This is a genomic window from Gordonia sp. SMJS1 (genome assembly GCF_029866425.1).
Taxonomy (GTDB): domain Bacteria; phylum Actinomycetota; class Actinomycetes; order Mycobacteriales; family Mycobacteriaceae; genus Gordonia; species Gordonia hongkongensis.
The window spans coordinates 96682-112559 of record NZ_CP123381.1; the positions used below are offsets into that span (position 1 = coordinate 96682).

General features: G+C 63.0%; 9 protein-coding genes, 6 pseudogenes and 2 other annotated features. Of the genes and pseudogenes, 6 read left to right on the top strand and 9 right to left on the bottom strand.

Annotation, left to right across the window (positions count from 1 at the left end):
• Nucleotides 1-36: 36 nt before the first annotated feature.
• Together QAD21_RS00510 and QAD21_RS00515 are read left to right on the top strand one after the other, a co-directional pair.
• On the top strand, nucleotides 37-3078 hold the full coding sequence (locus tag QAD21_RS00510) for an MMPL family transporter (protein ID WP_280360366.1): 3042 nt from the start codon (nucleotides 37-39) through the stop codon (nucleotides 3076-3078).
• 243 nt (nucleotides 3079-3321) lie between these two features.
• Nucleotides 3322-3828, top strand: a pseudogene (locus tag QAD21_RS00515) (transposase); the annotation flags it as partial.
• A gap of 56 nt (nucleotides 3829-3884) precedes the next feature.
• On the opposite strand, the gene istB reads toward QAD21_RS00515, so the two are convergent.
• From istB to QAD21_RS00535, 4 genes and pseudogenes are all read right to left on the bottom strand, one after another.
• Nucleotides 3885-4649, bottom strand: coding sequence for an IS21-like element helper ATPase IstB (istB, locus tag QAD21_RS00520; RefSeq protein ID WP_068972656.1), 765 nt, complete (start codon nucleotides 4647-4649; stop codon nucleotides 3885-3887).
• A gap of 6 nt (nucleotides 4650-4655) precedes the next feature.
• A complete protein-coding gene (gene istA / locus QAD21_RS00525) occupies nucleotides 4656-5954 on the bottom strand; it encodes an IS21 family transposase (protein ID WP_165629285.1) in 1299 nt (432 codons plus the stop codon).
• A 122-nt stretch (nucleotides 5955-6076) separates the two neighbouring features.
• Nucleotides 6077-6424, bottom strand: a pseudogene (locus tag QAD21_RS00530) (integrase core domain-containing protein); the annotation flags it as partial.
• 4 nt (nucleotides 6425-6428) lie between these two features.
• Nucleotides 6429-7280: pseudogene (locus QAD21_RS00535) on the bottom strand (IS30 family transposase); the annotation flags it as partial.
• An 86-nt stretch (nucleotides 7281-7366) separates the two neighbouring features.
• Between QAD21_RS00535 and QAD21_RS00540 the strand changes: the two are divergent.
• Nucleotides 7367-8619, top strand: a protein-coding gene (locus tag QAD21_RS00540) for an IS3 family transposase (RefSeq protein ID WP_137811086.1) whose coding sequence is annotated in 2 segments (ribosomal slippage) — nucleotides 7367-7661 and nucleotides 7661-8619 — 1254 coding nt in all. Because the reading frame shifts where the segments join, the coding sequence is not laid out codon by codon here.
• Nucleotides 7651-7782: a sequence feature (AL1L pseudoknot), on the top strand. (Overlaps the previous gene by 132 nt.)
• 48 nt (nucleotides 8620-8667) lie before the next feature.
• On the opposite strand, the pseudogene QAD21_RS00545 reads toward QAD21_RS00540, so the two are convergent.
• The 5 genes and pseudogenes from QAD21_RS00545 to QAD21_RS00565 form a co-directional block, all read right to left on the bottom strand.
• Nucleotides 8668-8967: pseudogene (locus QAD21_RS00545) on the bottom strand (helix-turn-helix domain-containing protein); the annotation flags it as partial.
• Nucleotides 8968-9136: 169 nt separating this feature from the next.
• A complete protein-coding gene (locus QAD21_RS00550; RefSeq protein WP_014928955.1) occupies nucleotides 9137-9877 on the bottom strand; it encodes an IS3 family transposase in 741 nt (246 codons plus the stop codon).
• Nucleotides 9791-9919 (bottom strand) — a sequence feature (AL1L pseudoknot). It overlaps the preceding gene by 87 nt.
• Entirely contained in the window at nucleotides 9880-10197 is a 318-nt protein-coding gene (locus QAD21_RS00555) for a transposase (protein ID WP_004022138.1), read from the bottom strand. (Overlaps the previous feature by 40 nt.)
• A gap of 270 nt (nucleotides 10198-10467) precedes the next feature.
• Nucleotides 10468-11562, bottom strand: coding sequence for a hypothetical protein (locus QAD21_RS00560; RefSeq protein WP_004022072.1), 1095 nt, complete (start codon nucleotides 11560-11562; stop codon nucleotides 10468-10470).
• The gene (locus QAD21_RS00565) at nucleotides 11559-12857 is read right to left on the bottom strand and encodes an LLM class flavin-dependent oxidoreductase (protein ID WP_068970850.1); all 1299 of its coding nucleotides are present in this window, start codon (nucleotides 12855-12857) and stop codon (nucleotides 11559-11561) included. The genes QAD21_RS00560 and QAD21_RS00565 overlap by 4 nt, the downstream gene beginning before the upstream one ends.
• A 29-nt stretch (nucleotides 12858-12886) precedes the next feature.
• Here QAD21_RS00565 and QAD21_RS00570 point away from each other — a divergent pair.
• The 3 genes and pseudogenes from QAD21_RS00570 to QAD21_RS00580 all read left to right on the top strand — a co-directional run.
• Nucleotides 12887-13369, top strand: a pseudogene (locus tag QAD21_RS00570) (IS630 family transposase); the annotation flags it as partial.
• Between the two features lie 49 nt (nucleotides 13370-13418).
• A pseudogene (locus tag QAD21_RS00575) lies at nucleotides 13419-14392 on the top strand (IS3 family transposase); the annotation flags it as partial.
• Between the two features lie 283 nt (nucleotides 14393-14675).
• On the top strand, nucleotides 14676-15875 hold the full coding sequence (locus QAD21_RS00580) for an IS30 family transposase (RefSeq protein ID WP_101819295.1): 1200 nt from the start codon (nucleotides 14676-14678) through the stop codon (nucleotides 15873-15875).
• Nucleotides 15876-15878 lie beyond the last annotated feature (3 nt).

Consider the following 15878-nt stretch of genomic DNA (forward strand, 5'->3'; position numbering starts at 1 on the left):
TCGTAGACGGGCTGGGTCGAGGGTGAGGTGCTGCGTATGGTGGTCCAACGTCCAAGTGGTGGGCGCTTGGCGGCGCGCCGGTTGGCGGAACGCAGCGAGTACAGCACGACATTGGGGCGGTTGGCACGGTTCACCTTGGCGCACAGATTCCTCGTCATCGGGGCGTGGGTGGCTGTGGGTATCGTCTTGGCGATACTGTTTCCCCAGCTGGAGACGGTGGTGCGGCAGCAGTCTGTTGATCCGATCCCTGCTGGGGTTCCATCGTTTCAAGCACTCGATCAGATGGGTGGTGCGTTCGGTGAGAAGGGCGCCAAGACCACTGTTTTCGTGACCATGGAGAACCCGAACGGGTTCACCGACGTGGCGCGGGAACGCTACGACATGCTCGTTCTGCAGTTGCGCGAAAAAGTCGACGATGTGCAGTCAGTGCGGGATTTGCTCTCCGATCCGACGACGGCCGGCCAGGCCTTGAGTGAGGACGGGCAAGCCTGGTACTTGCCTGTCGGGGTCACCGGAACTTTGGGAGGGCCAACGGCCACGCATGCTGTGGAGACCGTGCGCCAAACCGCGCAGCGCGTGTTTGACGGTACGGACACCACTGTCCATGTCACCGGGCCGACGGCCACTTTCAGTGACCAGATCGTCAGAGCTGAAAGCGATTTAGTCGTGATCACTGTGGCGACGGTGGCGCTTATCGCGATCATTCTGTTGATCGTTTACCGATCGCTGTTCACCGCGCTGGTGCCGTTGTTGGTGGTCGGTGTCAGCCTCGGCGTGGGCCGCGGGGTCTTGTCCGCACTCGGCGAACTCGGTATGCCGGTATCGCAGTTCACCGTCGCGTTCATGACCGTCATCCTGCTCGGAGCCGGGGTCGACTACTCAGTCTTTTTCATCAGTCGCTATCACGAACGGCTACGCCAGGACGCTACCACTGAGGTTGCGCTCGTGGACGCGACAGCAACTATCGGACGGGTCATCCTGGCTTCAGCTGCCACGGTGGCGCTGGCCTTTTTGGCGATGGTGTTTGGTCAGCTGAGCGTGTTCTCCACCTTGGGTCCGGCATGCGCGATCGCCATCCTCATCGGATTCCTCGCCACGGTCACCCTGCTACCACCGGTGTTGCTGTGGGCGGCGCGATTCGGCTGGGGCGCACCCAGACGAGATCTGACCCGAAAGTACTGGAATCGCGTCGCCGTGCTCGTCGTGCGGCGTCCTGTGCCTCTGCTGGCACTAACCCTGGTCGGGCTAATCGTGCTTAGCGTCTTCGCGATGGGCATCCAGATCACCTTCGACGATCGTGAGGGGCAGCCCGCGACAACCGACAGCAACGAAGGCTACGCGTTGCTCGACCGTCATTTCCCTCAAGACGTCACTACCACTGAGTTCCTCGTTGTAGATGCACCGATCGATCTCCGTACTGCCAGCGGGCTGGCCGATCTTGAGCAAATGGCCTCACGTGTATCCCAGATCCCCGGAGTGACTCGAGTCATCGGTGTTACCCGTCCCACCGGGGACAAGCTCGAGCAAGCCGAGCTGTCCTGGCAGAACGGTCAGATCGGGGACCGGCTGGCGGGTGCGGTCGACGATGGCCAGAACCGCCGAGGTGACCTCGAACAGCTCCGTACCGGCGCATTCCAACTCGCCGACGGGCTTACTCAGCTCGACACCCAGGTACGCACCAACTTGGCCCCCCTGGCCGGCATCCTCGATCAGGCAAGCACAGCAGGGCAGCAAATTCAGCAGTACCAGCCGATACTCCGCCAACTCGCCGCATCTGCACCAGCGCTCGATCGCGCTTCTCAGAATGCCCCACAGCTGGCCGCGCTCACCCGCCAAACATCTGCAGCCCTGGCAACAGTGACCTCGATCCTGCCCATCCTCGATAATGCGCCCTGGTGCACCCAAGTCCCGCAGTGCGCAGCTCTGCGCGCGCAGACCCGCAATCTCGACGCCCTACTGAGCAACGGGACCCTCGACCAGATCGCCACGCTGTCAACACAACTCGCGCAGCTGGATACACCGATCTCAACAGTCACCGACCAACTCACTTCCACCGTCAACTCACTGGGCTCCACGCTGGGAAGCATCAGCAGCCAAGACCTTCCCGGCAAGCTCACCCAACTGCAAACAGGTATCAGTCAACTCGCGGCGGGATCACGCCAACTCGCCGCCGGTGTATCCGCGCTGATCGACAGCAACCTTCAACAACTCGCCGGGATGGCCGCGCTAGCCACACAACTACAAACCTCCGCCCGCGAGACCGCCGGAACAAACTCAGCAACCGGCTTCTACCTCCCACCTCAGGCCAACGCAGACCGCCGTTTCGTCAACGTCGCTCGCCAGTTCGTCTCGCCCGACGGCCATACCGTGCGCTACGCAATACAAACCAGCTTCGACCCCTACAGCACCGAGGCCATGCAACTGGCCGACACAATCACCGATGTCGCACTCGCCGCCAGACCGAACACAACCCTGCAGGACTCCAACATCGCGATAGCCGGGTTCCCCGCCATCAACGCCGATCTGCAACGTCTACTCACCGAAGACTTCCGACTCCTAGCGTTGGCCACCCTCACCATCGTCGGCCTGATCCTGATACTCCTACTCCGAGCACTCATCGCGCCGCTATACCTTCTGGGCACCGTCATACTCAACTACACCGCGGCACTGGGTATCGGTGTCCTGATCTTTCAACACATCCTCAAAACCGATATCGCCTGGCCCGTACCACTACTGGCCTTCATAGTCCTCGTCGCGGTCGGCGCCGACTACAACATGCTTCTTATCTCTCGCCTACGCGAAGAATCCCAAAACAACATCCGCATCGGCGTCCTGAGAACCGTCACCAACACCGGATCAGTCATCACCTCGGCCGGCCTCATCTTCGCTGCCAGCATGTTCGGACTCATGGCCGGATCCATCTCGATCATGACCCAGGTCGGACTCATCATCGGCATCGGCCTGCTGCTCGACACCTTCATCGTCCGCACCATCGTTGTGCCGACCATCGCCACACTTGTCGGCAGAGCAAGCTGGTGGCCGAGTACCCGAACCGACACGCATCCAGTGTCCCGCTAGTACGCACGCACGTGCCGAGATCTGACCGGCCCCGCCAGTCATCCAGCCATCGCGCCCACCTCATCGACTGACACCCGCTCGACGGTCGGCCGCGGCACCACACCCGACCCACGTGCGAGCGCCCCTCGCGTCGTTGACGCTGGTAGAACTCGCAGGAGGGCCCGTCGCGGCGTTGGGGACTGTCGCTGATTCGGTGTAAGTGGTTTTGATCGCCCCCGGCGTGGGGCAGGAGGAATCACGACGATGACCGACACAATCGGGGGCGTGGATGCCCCGGTGGCAGGGCCGGTTCAGACCGGTCAGGAACACGATGTCACCACCGCGGATGCGGTGCGTGAGCTCTCGAAGGCCGAGCAGGCTTTGGTGAGCGATCTGGTACGTAGCTCACGCGCTCAGGGAGTGGCTCTGACCGGTCCTGACGGGCTGCTCAAAGCGCTGACCAAGAGCGTGCTCGAAGCCGCGCTCGATGAAGAGATGACCGAACATCTTGGCTATGACAAACATGACGTGGCCGGCCGCAACACCGGCAATTCACGCAACGGCACGCGCACGAAACGGGTCCTGACCGACGCGTGCGGGCAGGTGCCCATCGAGGTGCCCCGCGACCGCAACGCCACCTTCGACCCGGTAATTGTCGGTAAGAGCAAACGTCGCGTCACCGATGTGGATCGGGTAGTGCTGTCGCTGTATGCCAAAGGCCTCACAACCGGCGAGATCTCAGCGCATTTCGCCGATGTCTACGGTGTCAACGGCGGCTGAAAACTGACCCCTTATCGACGGTTGAATTTTGACCCCCTTTGGTGTGGTTACTGGTCGGTGTTGACGAGTTCTCGTCGGGCTTTGGTGCGGTAGGAGTCGCCGTCGATAGCGATGACCTCGGCGTGATGGACGAGGCGGTCGATGAGTGCGGCGGCGACGACGTCGTCGGCGAAGACTTCGCCCCAACGGCCGAATGGCATGTTCGAGGTGATCAGAATCGAGCCTTGTTCGTAGCGACTGGCAATGAGTTGGAAGAACAGGTTGGCGGTGTCGGAGTCGAATGGGAGGTAGCCGATCTCGTCGATGATGATCAGTCGGTAGCGGCGGAGCCGTTTGAGTTCGGCGGCCAGGCGGCCGGTGGTGTGTGCCTCGGTCAGGCGGGTGGCCCATCCGGTGGCGGTGTCGAAGAGCACGGGGTAGGCGTTGTGTGCGGCTTTGATCCCGAGCGCGATCGCGAGGTGGGTTTTTCCCACCCCGGGTGGTCCGAGAAGGATCACGTTGTCGCTCTTGGCGATCCAGGTGCTGGTGGCCAGGTGGGCGATCACATCACGACGCAGTCCTGGAAGGTGGTCGAAGTTGAAGTCCTCGAGTGTTTTGACCGCAGGGAAGCGCGCGCCGCTGATCCGCAGCATGGTGCCGTTGGCTTCGCGTTCGCTGACCTGGCGGTCAAGAATCGCTGCGAGGTACTGCTCGTGGGTCCAGTTGTCGGTGCGGGCCCGCTCGGCCAATTCCGCCCAGCATCGGCGGATCGCTGGCATCTTCAACGCCCGCGCCGCGAACTCGATCCGTTTACCTGTTTGATTGTCGGACACAGTCTTTCACCTTTCAATGCTGGTGGATGTGGTGGGCGGGTGAGCTTGGGGCGGGGTGGCAAAGTTCACCCCGAACAGCTCGTCGTAGTCCGGTAACGCCCGGATCGGCACCTCGTGGCCATCAGGGTGGGCGCGGATGCGGGCGGCGTTTCGGGCCCGGTTGGCGAGGTCTTGGCGGCGGTAATCGCGGCGCAGTTCTTTGGCTGCTCGCACGTGCTGAGGGTCGGCGATGGTGACGTGGTTGGCCCAGCTGCGCGCGTGGTCGGCGACGGTGACCTCGCCGCAGAGGATGCGCACCTGCTGCAGGTCGGCAGTGATGTCGACGAACCGACCGATCACCGACGGGTGCACCGAATAGTCATTGCCGGCTACACGTACGTAGTAGTCGCGACCGAGTCGCACCCGGCTACTCAAGCCGATATGCGGTGCGGTCGGAGGTAGGCCGGTCATCTGCTCGAGGTCCTCGGCGAACACGTCACACGGGCGTCGATCACCGATCGCGCGCACCACTCGGGTGTTGGCATGATCGGCCAGCCACCGATCGAACTGGGCGGTGAAATCGGCCGGTGAGCTGAACTGGCGGCCCGGCAGGAACGAGCTCTCGAAGAACCGGTTGTTGCGTTCGACCATGCCCTTGTACTCGGGGTCTCGCGGTGGCGCCAGCTCCAGCCGCGTACCCAACGTGCCCACGAAGCCGGCCGCCAACGCGGTGGGTGTGCCCTTGGGGCCGATCGCGGCTTCGCGGTCCCACACCAGTTTGCGGGTCACCCCGCCCAGTTGCGACAGCAGCAGCCACATTCCCGTCAGGATGTCTCCGCCCTGGCGAGACGGGATCATCACCGCCGACCGGTACCGGGAGAACGCCAACGTCATCACCAACACCGGTAGCATGGCGAACTGATTGTGGCTCAGAGGGATTCGGTAGTCCGGAAACCACAAATCCCACTGTGAACAGCCGCCGGGCTGATAGATCACCCGATCGGCTGGATCTACCCCACGAAACTCTGGACGAATAGCCCGGACCCGGTCTTTGAGGACCGTCAACGACCTCGTCCACCCAACCCGCTCGGCGATCACCGTCGCCGGCATCGTCGGATACTCCCGCAGCAACGCCCGGATCTGCGGTTCGAACGCGTCGACCGCCGAGCCCGTCGCCGGCCGCGAGTACTTCGGCGCGGTATCCGAAGCCAACGCCGCACGAACGGTGTTGCGGGCCACCCCCAACCGGCGCGCGATCTCCCTGATCGGCACACCCTCACTGCGATGCAAACGGCGGATCTCTGCCCATTGCTCCACTGAAATCACCCTCCTAACAAGACGGGGGGTCAAAATTCACCCGTCGTCAGGGGGTCAGTTTTCAGGCGTCGTCAACATACGGTGCGTCGGTATCGAAAGACTGAATCGCCCCGGGTTTGCTGGAGGCTCGGTTAGTTGGTTCCAGCGTTTGCGGGGACCGGGTTCTCACGGTAGCTGGTGACGGTGTGGGTCGACCAGTAGGCGCTCTCGTACTCGACGGGTGGGACGTGTCCGATCTCGCCGTGCAGGCGGCGGTGGTTGAACCATTCGACGTACTCAGCGACGGCGATCTCGACCTCGCCCACACCTGCCCAGCCGCCTCGCGGGCGCATCACGGGGTTACGGATGCATTCGGCTTTGAACAGCGAGTTGAACGCCTCAGCCATCGCGTTGTCGTATGAATCCCCTTTGGAGCCAACAGATGTCACCGCTTCGGCTTCGGCCAGTCGTTCGGTGTAGCGGATGGCTCGGTATTGGGCGCGTTCAATCGGTCGATGCAACACTGGGTTGTTGTAGCGAGTGTAGTTGTTCGCCAAAGACTTCGGCGGGAGTTTTCCATCCAAGGACTTTTCTAGGACGGTTGTTGAGGGTGTAGGCGATGGCCTCGAGGTCCTCAGCTGACCACCGCGACAGATCAGTTCCCTTAGGAAAATATTGGCGCAGAACACCATTGGTGTTCTCGTTGGATGGTCGCTGCCACGGTGAGTGCGGATCGGCGAAGAACACCTGCGTTCCGGTGTCCATCGCGAACTGGGCGTGAGCGGACAGTTCCTTGCCGCGATCCCACGTCAACGTTTTGCGCAACTGCTGCGGCAGCGCGGCGATCAACGCTGTCAGTCCTGCATTCATCGCGATGGCACCGTAGCCACCGAGTGCGGGCCCGTTCTTCACAGGCGGCTGCTCACCCCAGCCCTGCTGGCGTGGCAGATGCACCAGAAGTGTTGCACGACTACGACGTTCAACGATCGTGCCGATCGCCGATCTCCCAGTTCCGATAATCAGATCACCCTCCCAGTGCCCGGGGACGGCACGGTCCTCGGCCTCGGCAGGGCGCTGACTGAACACGACATCGGAGGTGACGTGACCCTGCGGCTTGTTGCGCGAGCGGGCCCGCGGCTCCCTCAGTGCACGTCCGGTGCGCAGGCACGCGACCAGCTCACGTTTGAGCGCGCCGCGGCCCTCGATGAACAGGGACTGGTAGATCGCCTCGTGACTGATACGCATGGATTCATCATCGGGGAAGTCGACCTTCAAACGCTGGGAGATCTGCTCTGGACTCCACGCCAGCGACCACCGCCGGTTGGCCCGGTGCGGTTTGTTAAGCCCCTTCCATGGCGGTGGCGTGGGGCCCGCAGCGATCGTGCCATCGTGAACCGTCCTGGGTCTGGTGGAGACCGTGATCTCACCAGGAGAATGCCGGTATGGGTGCACTGAGGAAGTTTGATCCAGAGACGCGTGAGCGGGCTGTGAGGATGTATCACGACCACCTCGCCGAGCATGGCGGCGGAAAGCTCGCCGCCCGGAAACACGTGGGCGCATTGCTCGATATCAACCAGGCGACGTTGCGGAACTGGATCGAGAAGGACCGGCCGATCGTGACTGCGCGGGGAACGATGACGGTGGGCGAGCAGGACGCCGAGTTGGCGGCGCTTCGCAAGGAGAACGCTGAATTGCGAAGGGCCAATGAGATTTTGAAGACAGCGTCGGCGTTTTTCGCCGCGGCGGAGGTCGACCGCCGACTGCGGTGATCGTTGATTACATCGACGCTCACAAGGGTCGGTTCGGGGTCGCCCCGATCTGCCGAGTGCTCACTGAGCACGGCGTGCAGATCGCCCCGTCCACCTACTACGCCCGCACGCAAGCGGGTCCGGTCTCGGTGACACGATTGGCCGAGGCGTACGACGCTCACGCGGTCTACCAGGCGTTTCATCGCAATCGTGGCGTGTACGGCGTCCGCAAAATCTGGCACACGATGCGCCGCGAGGGCCGTGAGATGGGCCGTGATCAGGTGGGCCGACTGATGGGGATCTGCGGGATCGCCGGAGTCACCCGCGGAAAACATCGCACGATCACGACCCAGCGCGATGATCGCGCGCCGCGGCATCCTGATCTGGTGGAGCGCAAGTGGTCATTGCCGGCCAGGCCAGATCAGTGGTGGGTGGCTGATTTCACCTACTGCTGGACCCTGGCAGGGTTCGTTTACACCGCGTTTCTCGTCGATGTGTACTCGCGTCGAATCCTCGGGTGGCGGGTGATGACGAGCAAGTCGACACCGTTGGTGACCAGCGTTCTCGAACAGGCCTTGTTCACCCGACGTAGAACCGACTTCTCGTTCACTGCAACAGGTTTGATTCATCACAGCGATGCCGGAAGTCAGTACACAGCGCTGGCGTTCACCGAAGCATTACGCGACTCCGGCTTGGCCGGATCGATCGGGTCGGTCGGCGATGCACTCGACAATGCGTTGATGGAATCAGCCATCGGGTTGTACAAGACCGAACTGATCGAGCGCCAGCGATCGTGGACCGGGCGCGCAGAAGTCGAGCGCGAGACCGCCGCCTGGGTGCACTGGTACAACACCGAGCGGCTGCACTCATCGATCGGCTACTGCCCGCCCATTGAGTACGAGAGGCGCTACCGTGAGACAGCCACCTCCGAGATGGCGGTGGCCTAAACGAGGTCTCCATCCGATCCAGGACGGTTCATCGGGACGGCGGACAACGCCGGCCAGGCGGTCCTGTACGTACTCCCGCAACTCGACGTGGGCCACGAGCTTCGCTGTTTTCGGGCGCTTGGCGGCCTGCTGGGCTTTCCACTGCGCCACCAACGCCCGATACTCGAGCTTCCCGCTCCTGGTTGCGGCGTTGCGCCGTAGCTCACGCGAGATCGTGGCCGGACTCCGCCCGATCCACCGTGCGATCTCACGCACCCCACGATCCTGGGCGCGTAGCAGCGCGATCTCTTCCCGTTCGGCGAAGGATAGATAGCGGCCCGAAGGCTCATCCAGACTCAGCGGCCTCATGCCGCCAGCGTGGCGGAACCAGCGTGTACCCACCGGCACCGACACACCGACAGCGATCGATGCCTGTGCCGTGCTCACCCCCGTCGCGACCACCCGCCAAAACTCACGTTGCACCTGCCGCGACGGCTCCGGCCGCCCCGGCGATCGCATCGCCGGCCGAAGTGCACGATCAGCACGCCACTGCCGACGAACACCTACCGCCACATCGCTGGTCCTCCGACTCCAGTCCGCCGTAGCCACCGCAAACACCTCCATGATCATGGTGTTGCGACGACCAGTTGAATCCGCCTTGCACTCCGCGGTCGGAGTGGTGGATCAGCCCGGCCACGTCGTGGCCGGCACGCGACCGTGCCCACAATCCCATGTTCAGGGCGTCGAGGGCGAGGTCGGTGTGCATGGTGGTCGAGACCTGCCAGCCGACGACCATCCGCGAGAACACGTCCAGGACGAACGCCGCGTACACCCAGCCCGAGTGGGTGCGGATGTAGGTCAGGTCCGCCACCCACAACGCGTTCGGTGCCGCCGCGGTGAACTGACGGTTGACCCGGTCAGCCGGCCGGGGTGTTTCAGCTCCCTCGCTGCGCGTGGTCTTGCGTGTCTTGAGTCTCGCTATCCCTTGCAGCCCATCGGCTTTCATCAATCGCTCGACGGTGCAGCGGGCAGCACTATGGCCCTGTCTGCGCAATTGGGCATGCACCTTGCGGGCACCGTAGACGCCGAGGTTGTCGGCATGCACCGCGCGGACCTGGGTAAGGAGCTCCCGGTCACGCACCACACGAGGCGCCTCGGTCTTCTGGGGGCTCAGGTGGGCTCGTACCGTGGACGGAGCGATCTGGGCGGACGTATCGCGCAATGCCGCACAGATCGGATCGACTCCGTGTTCATCGCGGTGAGCCGCGACGAACTCCACGATCAGCGCTGTGGGCGGTCGATCTCCGCCGCAAAGAAAGCCGAAGCCTGCTTCAAGATCGTGTTCGCTCGCCGCAGTTCACGGTTCTCCCGCTCCAACGCCGCGATGCGGTCAGCGTCCTCACTCGTGGTGCCCGGGCGGACCCCGCCGTCGATCTCGGCCTGACGAACCCAATTGCGCAACGCCTCGGGATGGACTCCGAGCTGATCGGCGATCCGCTTGATCGCACCTCTCGACGAATCGGGATCTCGTCGCGCTTCACATGCCATCCGGGTGGCCCGGTCCTTGAGTTCCTCACTGTACTTGCGTGGTGCTGCCATGCTCTCCATCCTTCACAGGTTCGAGAGCCTCCGACAGACCCGGGGCGGTTCAGACCGTCGGCCAATCTGCGCCCCAACCACCGTGCTCCTCGGGTACCGCGAGCGCCAGCAGACCACTTAGGCGTAAGTCCTCTTTCTCACGGGTGGCTGGCCCCCCATCGCGATCCCGTTCGACGATTCCCTCCCGCCAGCTTGCAGCAAGGTCTCGAGCCACCGCGAGAGGATCGCCCGCCCGCCGGTCGGTGGCCGCCGCCGTGTCGTCGGTGACTGTCATTCGTATTCTCCAATCGCTGATGTGCCGGCCGCGCATGTACGCAGGCTCGTCTGCAGAAATTCCGGGGCCGACCAATCAGTCAGGTCGATCGCCTTATCCACCAGATCGTGGTCGACCAGGTACCGCTGTGTCGCAGCAAGGACAGTGAGCGCATCGTGGTCGAGGGTGGGTACTAAGTTGTCGGTGAAGTGCTCGCCGAAACCGCGTGTCACCGCAGTCTCGCTAACACCGAGGTTGCGGGCATGAATCGCGACTGTCTCGGTCAGATGATCGCGCGCCCAGGAGCCTGCCCGGACCACCGTATCCACCAGATGCTGCACGAGTGACGGGTTCTTATCGACGAGTTGCGCGCTGATTGTCCAAACGCTGGCGTAGTGGCTTGTCCTGTCCAAGCTCAGGTCACGCAGCGGTCTAACACCGGTGAGGTCTTCGAACTCCGCGGACCACGGAAGCCAGCTGAATAGCGCATCGACCGTCCCCCCGGCAAAGACTTGTGCCTGATGGGCCCCGACGGCGGGAAAGAGGTCCGAACCGTTCACTGATGCCGATGCGCTGAGTCGGTCCTGCGGTAAGTCGACTCCCGCCGTCTCAATGGGTACGAGCTCGATATCGTTTACTGTTACGCCGGAGTGACGAAGGGTGTGCTGCAGGGCTCGCGCCTCCCAAGTGCCCAGTGCGACGAGAGTCTGGCGCCACGGGTCGAGCTGTCGGTAGTCACCAAGGTCGCCGCGCAGGATCCGGATTGCCGATGCGGATACGCCGACACGATGCCCCGCCAGTTGCTCCGGTGCGGTCAGGGTGGGGTCGGCCGCGTAAAAGCCCAGCTTTCCCTCGAACAGGGTGACGCCCAGGAGGCGTGTGCGACCCGGTGCACGCAGGCCCTCACTCACCAACGGCGGGATCTCTCCGCCGAATCGGGTGTAAGCGGGATGATCGTAGGTGAAGTGCAAGGAGCCCAGCGGCCCTCCCAGCACGTCCAGATTGATGCCAGCCTCGGCGAGCAACTGCGACTCGCGGCCAACCAGCAGGGCGTTGGGAACAGGGCAGTTGCTGTACGCGAGGGTGTGGACCGCTGAGCTGGTGTCGGTCACAGCGCCGCCGCCCCGCTTGGCAGTTCCAGGCCGAGGTGGTCGCGCAGCGTTGATCCCTCATACTCGTCGCGGAATACCCCACGTTCTTGCAACAGCGGCACCACCTGGTCGACAAAGTCCTCGTAAACGCCGGGCAGATAGGCGGCGGAGATGATGAACCCATCAGCCGCTCTCGCATCGAAGTACTCGACCAGTCTGTCGGCGATCTGGGTGGGCGTTCCTCCCCACTGCGGGACAAAACCCACGTTCGTGCCATAACGCTTTCCAAGGTCGGCCAGTGTCAGATCCTCGCCGTCGCTCGCAACCGTGGAGAACATGTGGAGCATGGTGGGGATGTGCGCGTCCCCCAAGCTCGCGACGATGTCGGAGTACTTCGCGTCTAGGGGGAAGGCGGACAAGTCGATTCCACTATGACTCGACAACGTCGACAGACCGACCTCGGGGTGGACGAGACCGTTGATGTATTCGAGGCGATCGCGTGCGATCGCCTCGGTCTCCCCAAGTATGGGCATGACAGCTGTGAAAACCTTCGTGGCGTCGGGGTTGCGACCCGCGGCACTCACTTGCCCCTTGATGTCCTGGTACGTGCGCTGCATCATCTCCAGCGTCGGCGAGATGCTGAACACGGCGTCGGCCCACTGGCCCGCGAAACGTCTACCGCGAGGCGACAATCCGGCCTGGAGGAGTACTGGCTCGCGCTGACTTGAAGGGGGGATTTGCAGGGGGCCGCGCACGTCGAACCAGTCACCACGGTGATCGACGTAATGAACTTTCTTAGGATCAGCGAACCGGCCGCAGATCTTGTCCAACAGCAGCGCATCATCGTCCCACGAGTTCCACAGCTTACGTACGACCTCGACGAACTCGTCCGCGCGGTCGTAACGGGTGTCGTGTTCAAGATGAGCATCGATTCCGAAGTTCTTTGCCTCTGAATCGTTCAGCGATGTCACGATGTTCCACGACACCCGCCCGTCGGACAGGTTATCCAGCGTTGCCAGGATACGGGCGACGTGAAACGGCGGGTAATACGTGGTGGAGATGGTGGCTCCAAGTCCCAACCGGTCGGTCACGGCGGCCATCGTCGCCACCACCGTGGCGGGCTCGAGTGCGATCGCGCCCTGGCCGCCCAGTCCGACGCCTGTTTGCAGATCATGGCCGTAGCTGTCCTCGACTGCGAGAGCATCCGGAAGGAAAAGAAGATCAAACTTTCCGCGTTCAAGGGTCTGAGCGATCTTCTTATAGTATGCACCGGAAAGAAAATCGTTAGTTGCTGCGGATCTAGTGTCCTGAGTCATTAATTTCCGTTCGGTTGTTAGGCTAGGGAATGGCAACCCGGGGTCCGCGAGCAGTGGATATTGTTCTGACTGATGACGAGCGCCGTGAGCTCGAAGGGTGGGCGCGTCGGCGAACGACGGCCTCGGGTTTGGCGATGCGCTCACGAATCGTTCTCGCCGCCGCTGATGGCGGTTCGAATACTGAAGTGGCACAACGACTCGGCCTCAATCGCAGTACCGTGCGGCGCTGGCGAGGCCGGTTCGTCGAGCACCGCTGCGAGGGGTTGCTCGACGAACCCCGGCCTGGGCGACCTCGCACCGTCGACGACGAGCAGATCAAAAACTTGATCACCGCGACTCTCGAGACCACTCCGAAGAATGCGACACACTGGTCGACGCGGGCGATGGCCGAGCATCTCGACATGTCACAGTCAACCGTGTCGCGTGTGTGGCGGGCGTTCGGATTGGCTCCGCACAAACAGGATTCGTGGAAGCTGTCGAGAGATCCCTTGTTCACCGAGAAGGTCCGTGAATCACCCCTGGTTTGATGCCGCTTCCTTCTGAGTCAGGAAGGATGAGCACATGCCTAAGAAGATCGATCCGGAGGTCCGTTCGAGGGCCTTGCGTTTGCTGGAGGCGCACGGCGGCGAGTACACGTCGTTGACTGCCGCGGCAGAGGCGATCGCCAAGCAGGTCGGTGTCGGTGGGGAGACGGTACGTCGGTGGGCCGTGCAGGCCCAGGTCGATGCCGGCGCCCGGTCGGGGACCACGTCGAAGGAGTCCGCTGAGATCAAGCGACTCAAGGCGGAGAACAAGCAATTGCGAGAGGACGTTGCCATTTTGAAAGCGGCGACGACTTTCTTCGCGGGGGAACTCGACCGCCGCAACCGATGATCGTGGCGTTCATAGATCGGATGCGCGCCAACGGTTTTGCGGTCGAGTCGATCTGTCGGGTCTTGCGTGAGCAGGGCTGCATGATTGCCGCACGAACCTACCGGGCATCGCGAACACGCACGCCTGCCGCTCGGACCGTCTCCGATGCCCACGTCGTCGATGCGGTGCGCACCGTGGTCTGGCGCACCGATGACGACGGCCGGCGGAAGATGACTCCGGAGGGCCTCTACGGGCGGGTGAAGATGCGCGCCCATCTGCATCGGACAACACTGCCCGGGGTGTCCTATGGCGCCGTTGATCGAGCGATGAAAGTGCTAGGTCACAACGGGATTCGAAGGTCCAAGGGAGTCCGTACGACCGTGCGGTCCGCTGATGGTGTACGCGCGGAGGATCTGCTGAATCGACAGTTCAGTGCCGTCGAGCCGAACCGGGTGTGGGTGACCGATTTCACCTACTGCCGGACGTGGGCGGGGTGGGTGTACGTGGTGTTCATCATCGACGTGTTCTCACGTCGGATCGTGGCGTGGCACGCCTCGACGTCGAAGACGGTGGAGCTGGTGACGGTCCCGCTTCGGATGGCGCTGTGGCAGCGGAAACGAGAGGGTCATCCGGTGAAAGCTGCTGAGCTGATTCATCATTCGGATGCTGGAAGTCAGGGCGGATTCAACTGGTCGTCGCAACACCATGATCATGGAGGTGTTTGCGGTGGCTACGGCGGACTGGAGTCGGAGGACCAGCGATGTGGCGGTAGGTGTTCGTCGGCAGTGGCGTGCTGATCGTGCACTTCGGCCGGCGATGCGATCGCCGGGGCGGCCGGAGCCGTCGCGGCAGGTGCAACGTGAGTTTTGGCGGGTGGTCGCGACGGGGGTGAGCACGGCACAGGCATCGATCGCTGTCGGTGTGTCGGTGCCGGTGGGTACACGCTGGTTCCGCCACGCTGGCGGCATGAGGCCGCTGAGTCTGGATGAGCCTTCGGGCCGCTATCTATCCTTCGCCGAACGGGAAGAGATCGCGCTGCTACGCGCCCAGGATCGTGGGGTGCGTGAGATCGCACGGTGGATCGGGCGGAGTCCGGCCACGATCTCGCGTGAGCTACGGCGCAACGCCGCAACCAGGAGCGGGAAGCTCGAGTATCGGGCGTTGGTGGCGCAGTGGAAAGCCCAGCAGGCCGCCAAGCGCCCGAAAACAGCGAAGCTCGTGGCCCACGTCGAGTTGCGGGAGTACGTACAGGACCGCCTGGCCGGCGTTGTCCGCCGTCCCGATGGCACGATCGCTGCGGGCCCCACGCCACCGCCATGGAAGGGGCTTAACAAACCGCACCGGGCCAACCGGCGGTGGTCGCTGGCGTGGAGTCCAGAGCAGATCTCCCAGCGTTTGAAGGTCGACTTCCCCGATGATGAATCCATGCGTATCAGTCACGAGGCGATCTACCAGTCCCTGTTCATCGAGGGCCGCGGCGCGCTCAAACGTGAGCTGGTCGCGTGCCTGCGCACCGGACGTGCACTGAGGGAGCCGCGGGCCCGCTCGCGCAACAAGCCGCAGGGTCACGTCACCTCCGATGTCGTGTTCAGTCAGCGCCCTGCCGAGGCCGAGGACCGTGCCGTCCCCGGGCACTGGGAGGGTGATCTGATTATCGGAACTGGGAGATCGGCGATCGGCACGATCGTTGAACGTCGTAGTCGTGCAACACTTCTGGTGCATCTGCCACGCCAGCAGGGCTGGGGTGAGCAGCCGCCTGTGAAGAACGGGCCCGCACTCGGTGGCTACGGTGCCATCGCGATGAATGCAGGACTGACAGCGTCGATCGCCGCGCTGCCGCAGCAGTTGCGCAAAACGTTGACGTGGGATCGCGGCAAGGAACTGTCCGCTCACGCCCAGTTCGCGATGGACACCGGAACGCAGGTGTTCTTCGCCGATCCGCACTCACCGTGGCAGCGACCATCCAACGAGAACACCAATGGTGTTCTGCGCCAATATTTTCCTAAGGGAACTGATCTGTCGCGGTGGTCAGCTGAGGACCTCGAGGCCATCGCCTACACCCTCAACAACCGTCCTAGAAAAGTCCTTGGATGGAAAACTCCCGCCGAAGTCTTTGGCGAACAACTACACTCGCTACAACAACCCAGTGTTGCATCGACCGATTGAACG

Excerpts from the sequence above, each read along its gene's own strand:
- QAD21_RS00510 (WP_280360366.1), top strand. The coding sequence starts at position 37 with ATGGTGGTCCAACGTCCAAGTGGTGGGCGCTTGGCGGCGCGCCGGTTG.
- QAD21_RS00555 (WP_004022138.1), bottom strand. The coding sequence starts at position 10,197 with ATGGCAGCACCACGCAAGTACAGTGAGGAACTCAAGGACCGGGCCACC.
- QAD21_RS00565 (WP_068970850.1), bottom strand. The coding sequence starts at position 12,857 with ATGACTCAGGACACTAGATCCGCAGCAACTAACGATTTTCTTTCCGGT.
- QAD21_RS00580 (WP_101819295.1), top strand. The coding sequence starts at position 14,676 with ATGAGGCCGCTGAGTCTGGATGAGCCTTCGGGCCGCTATCTATCCTTC.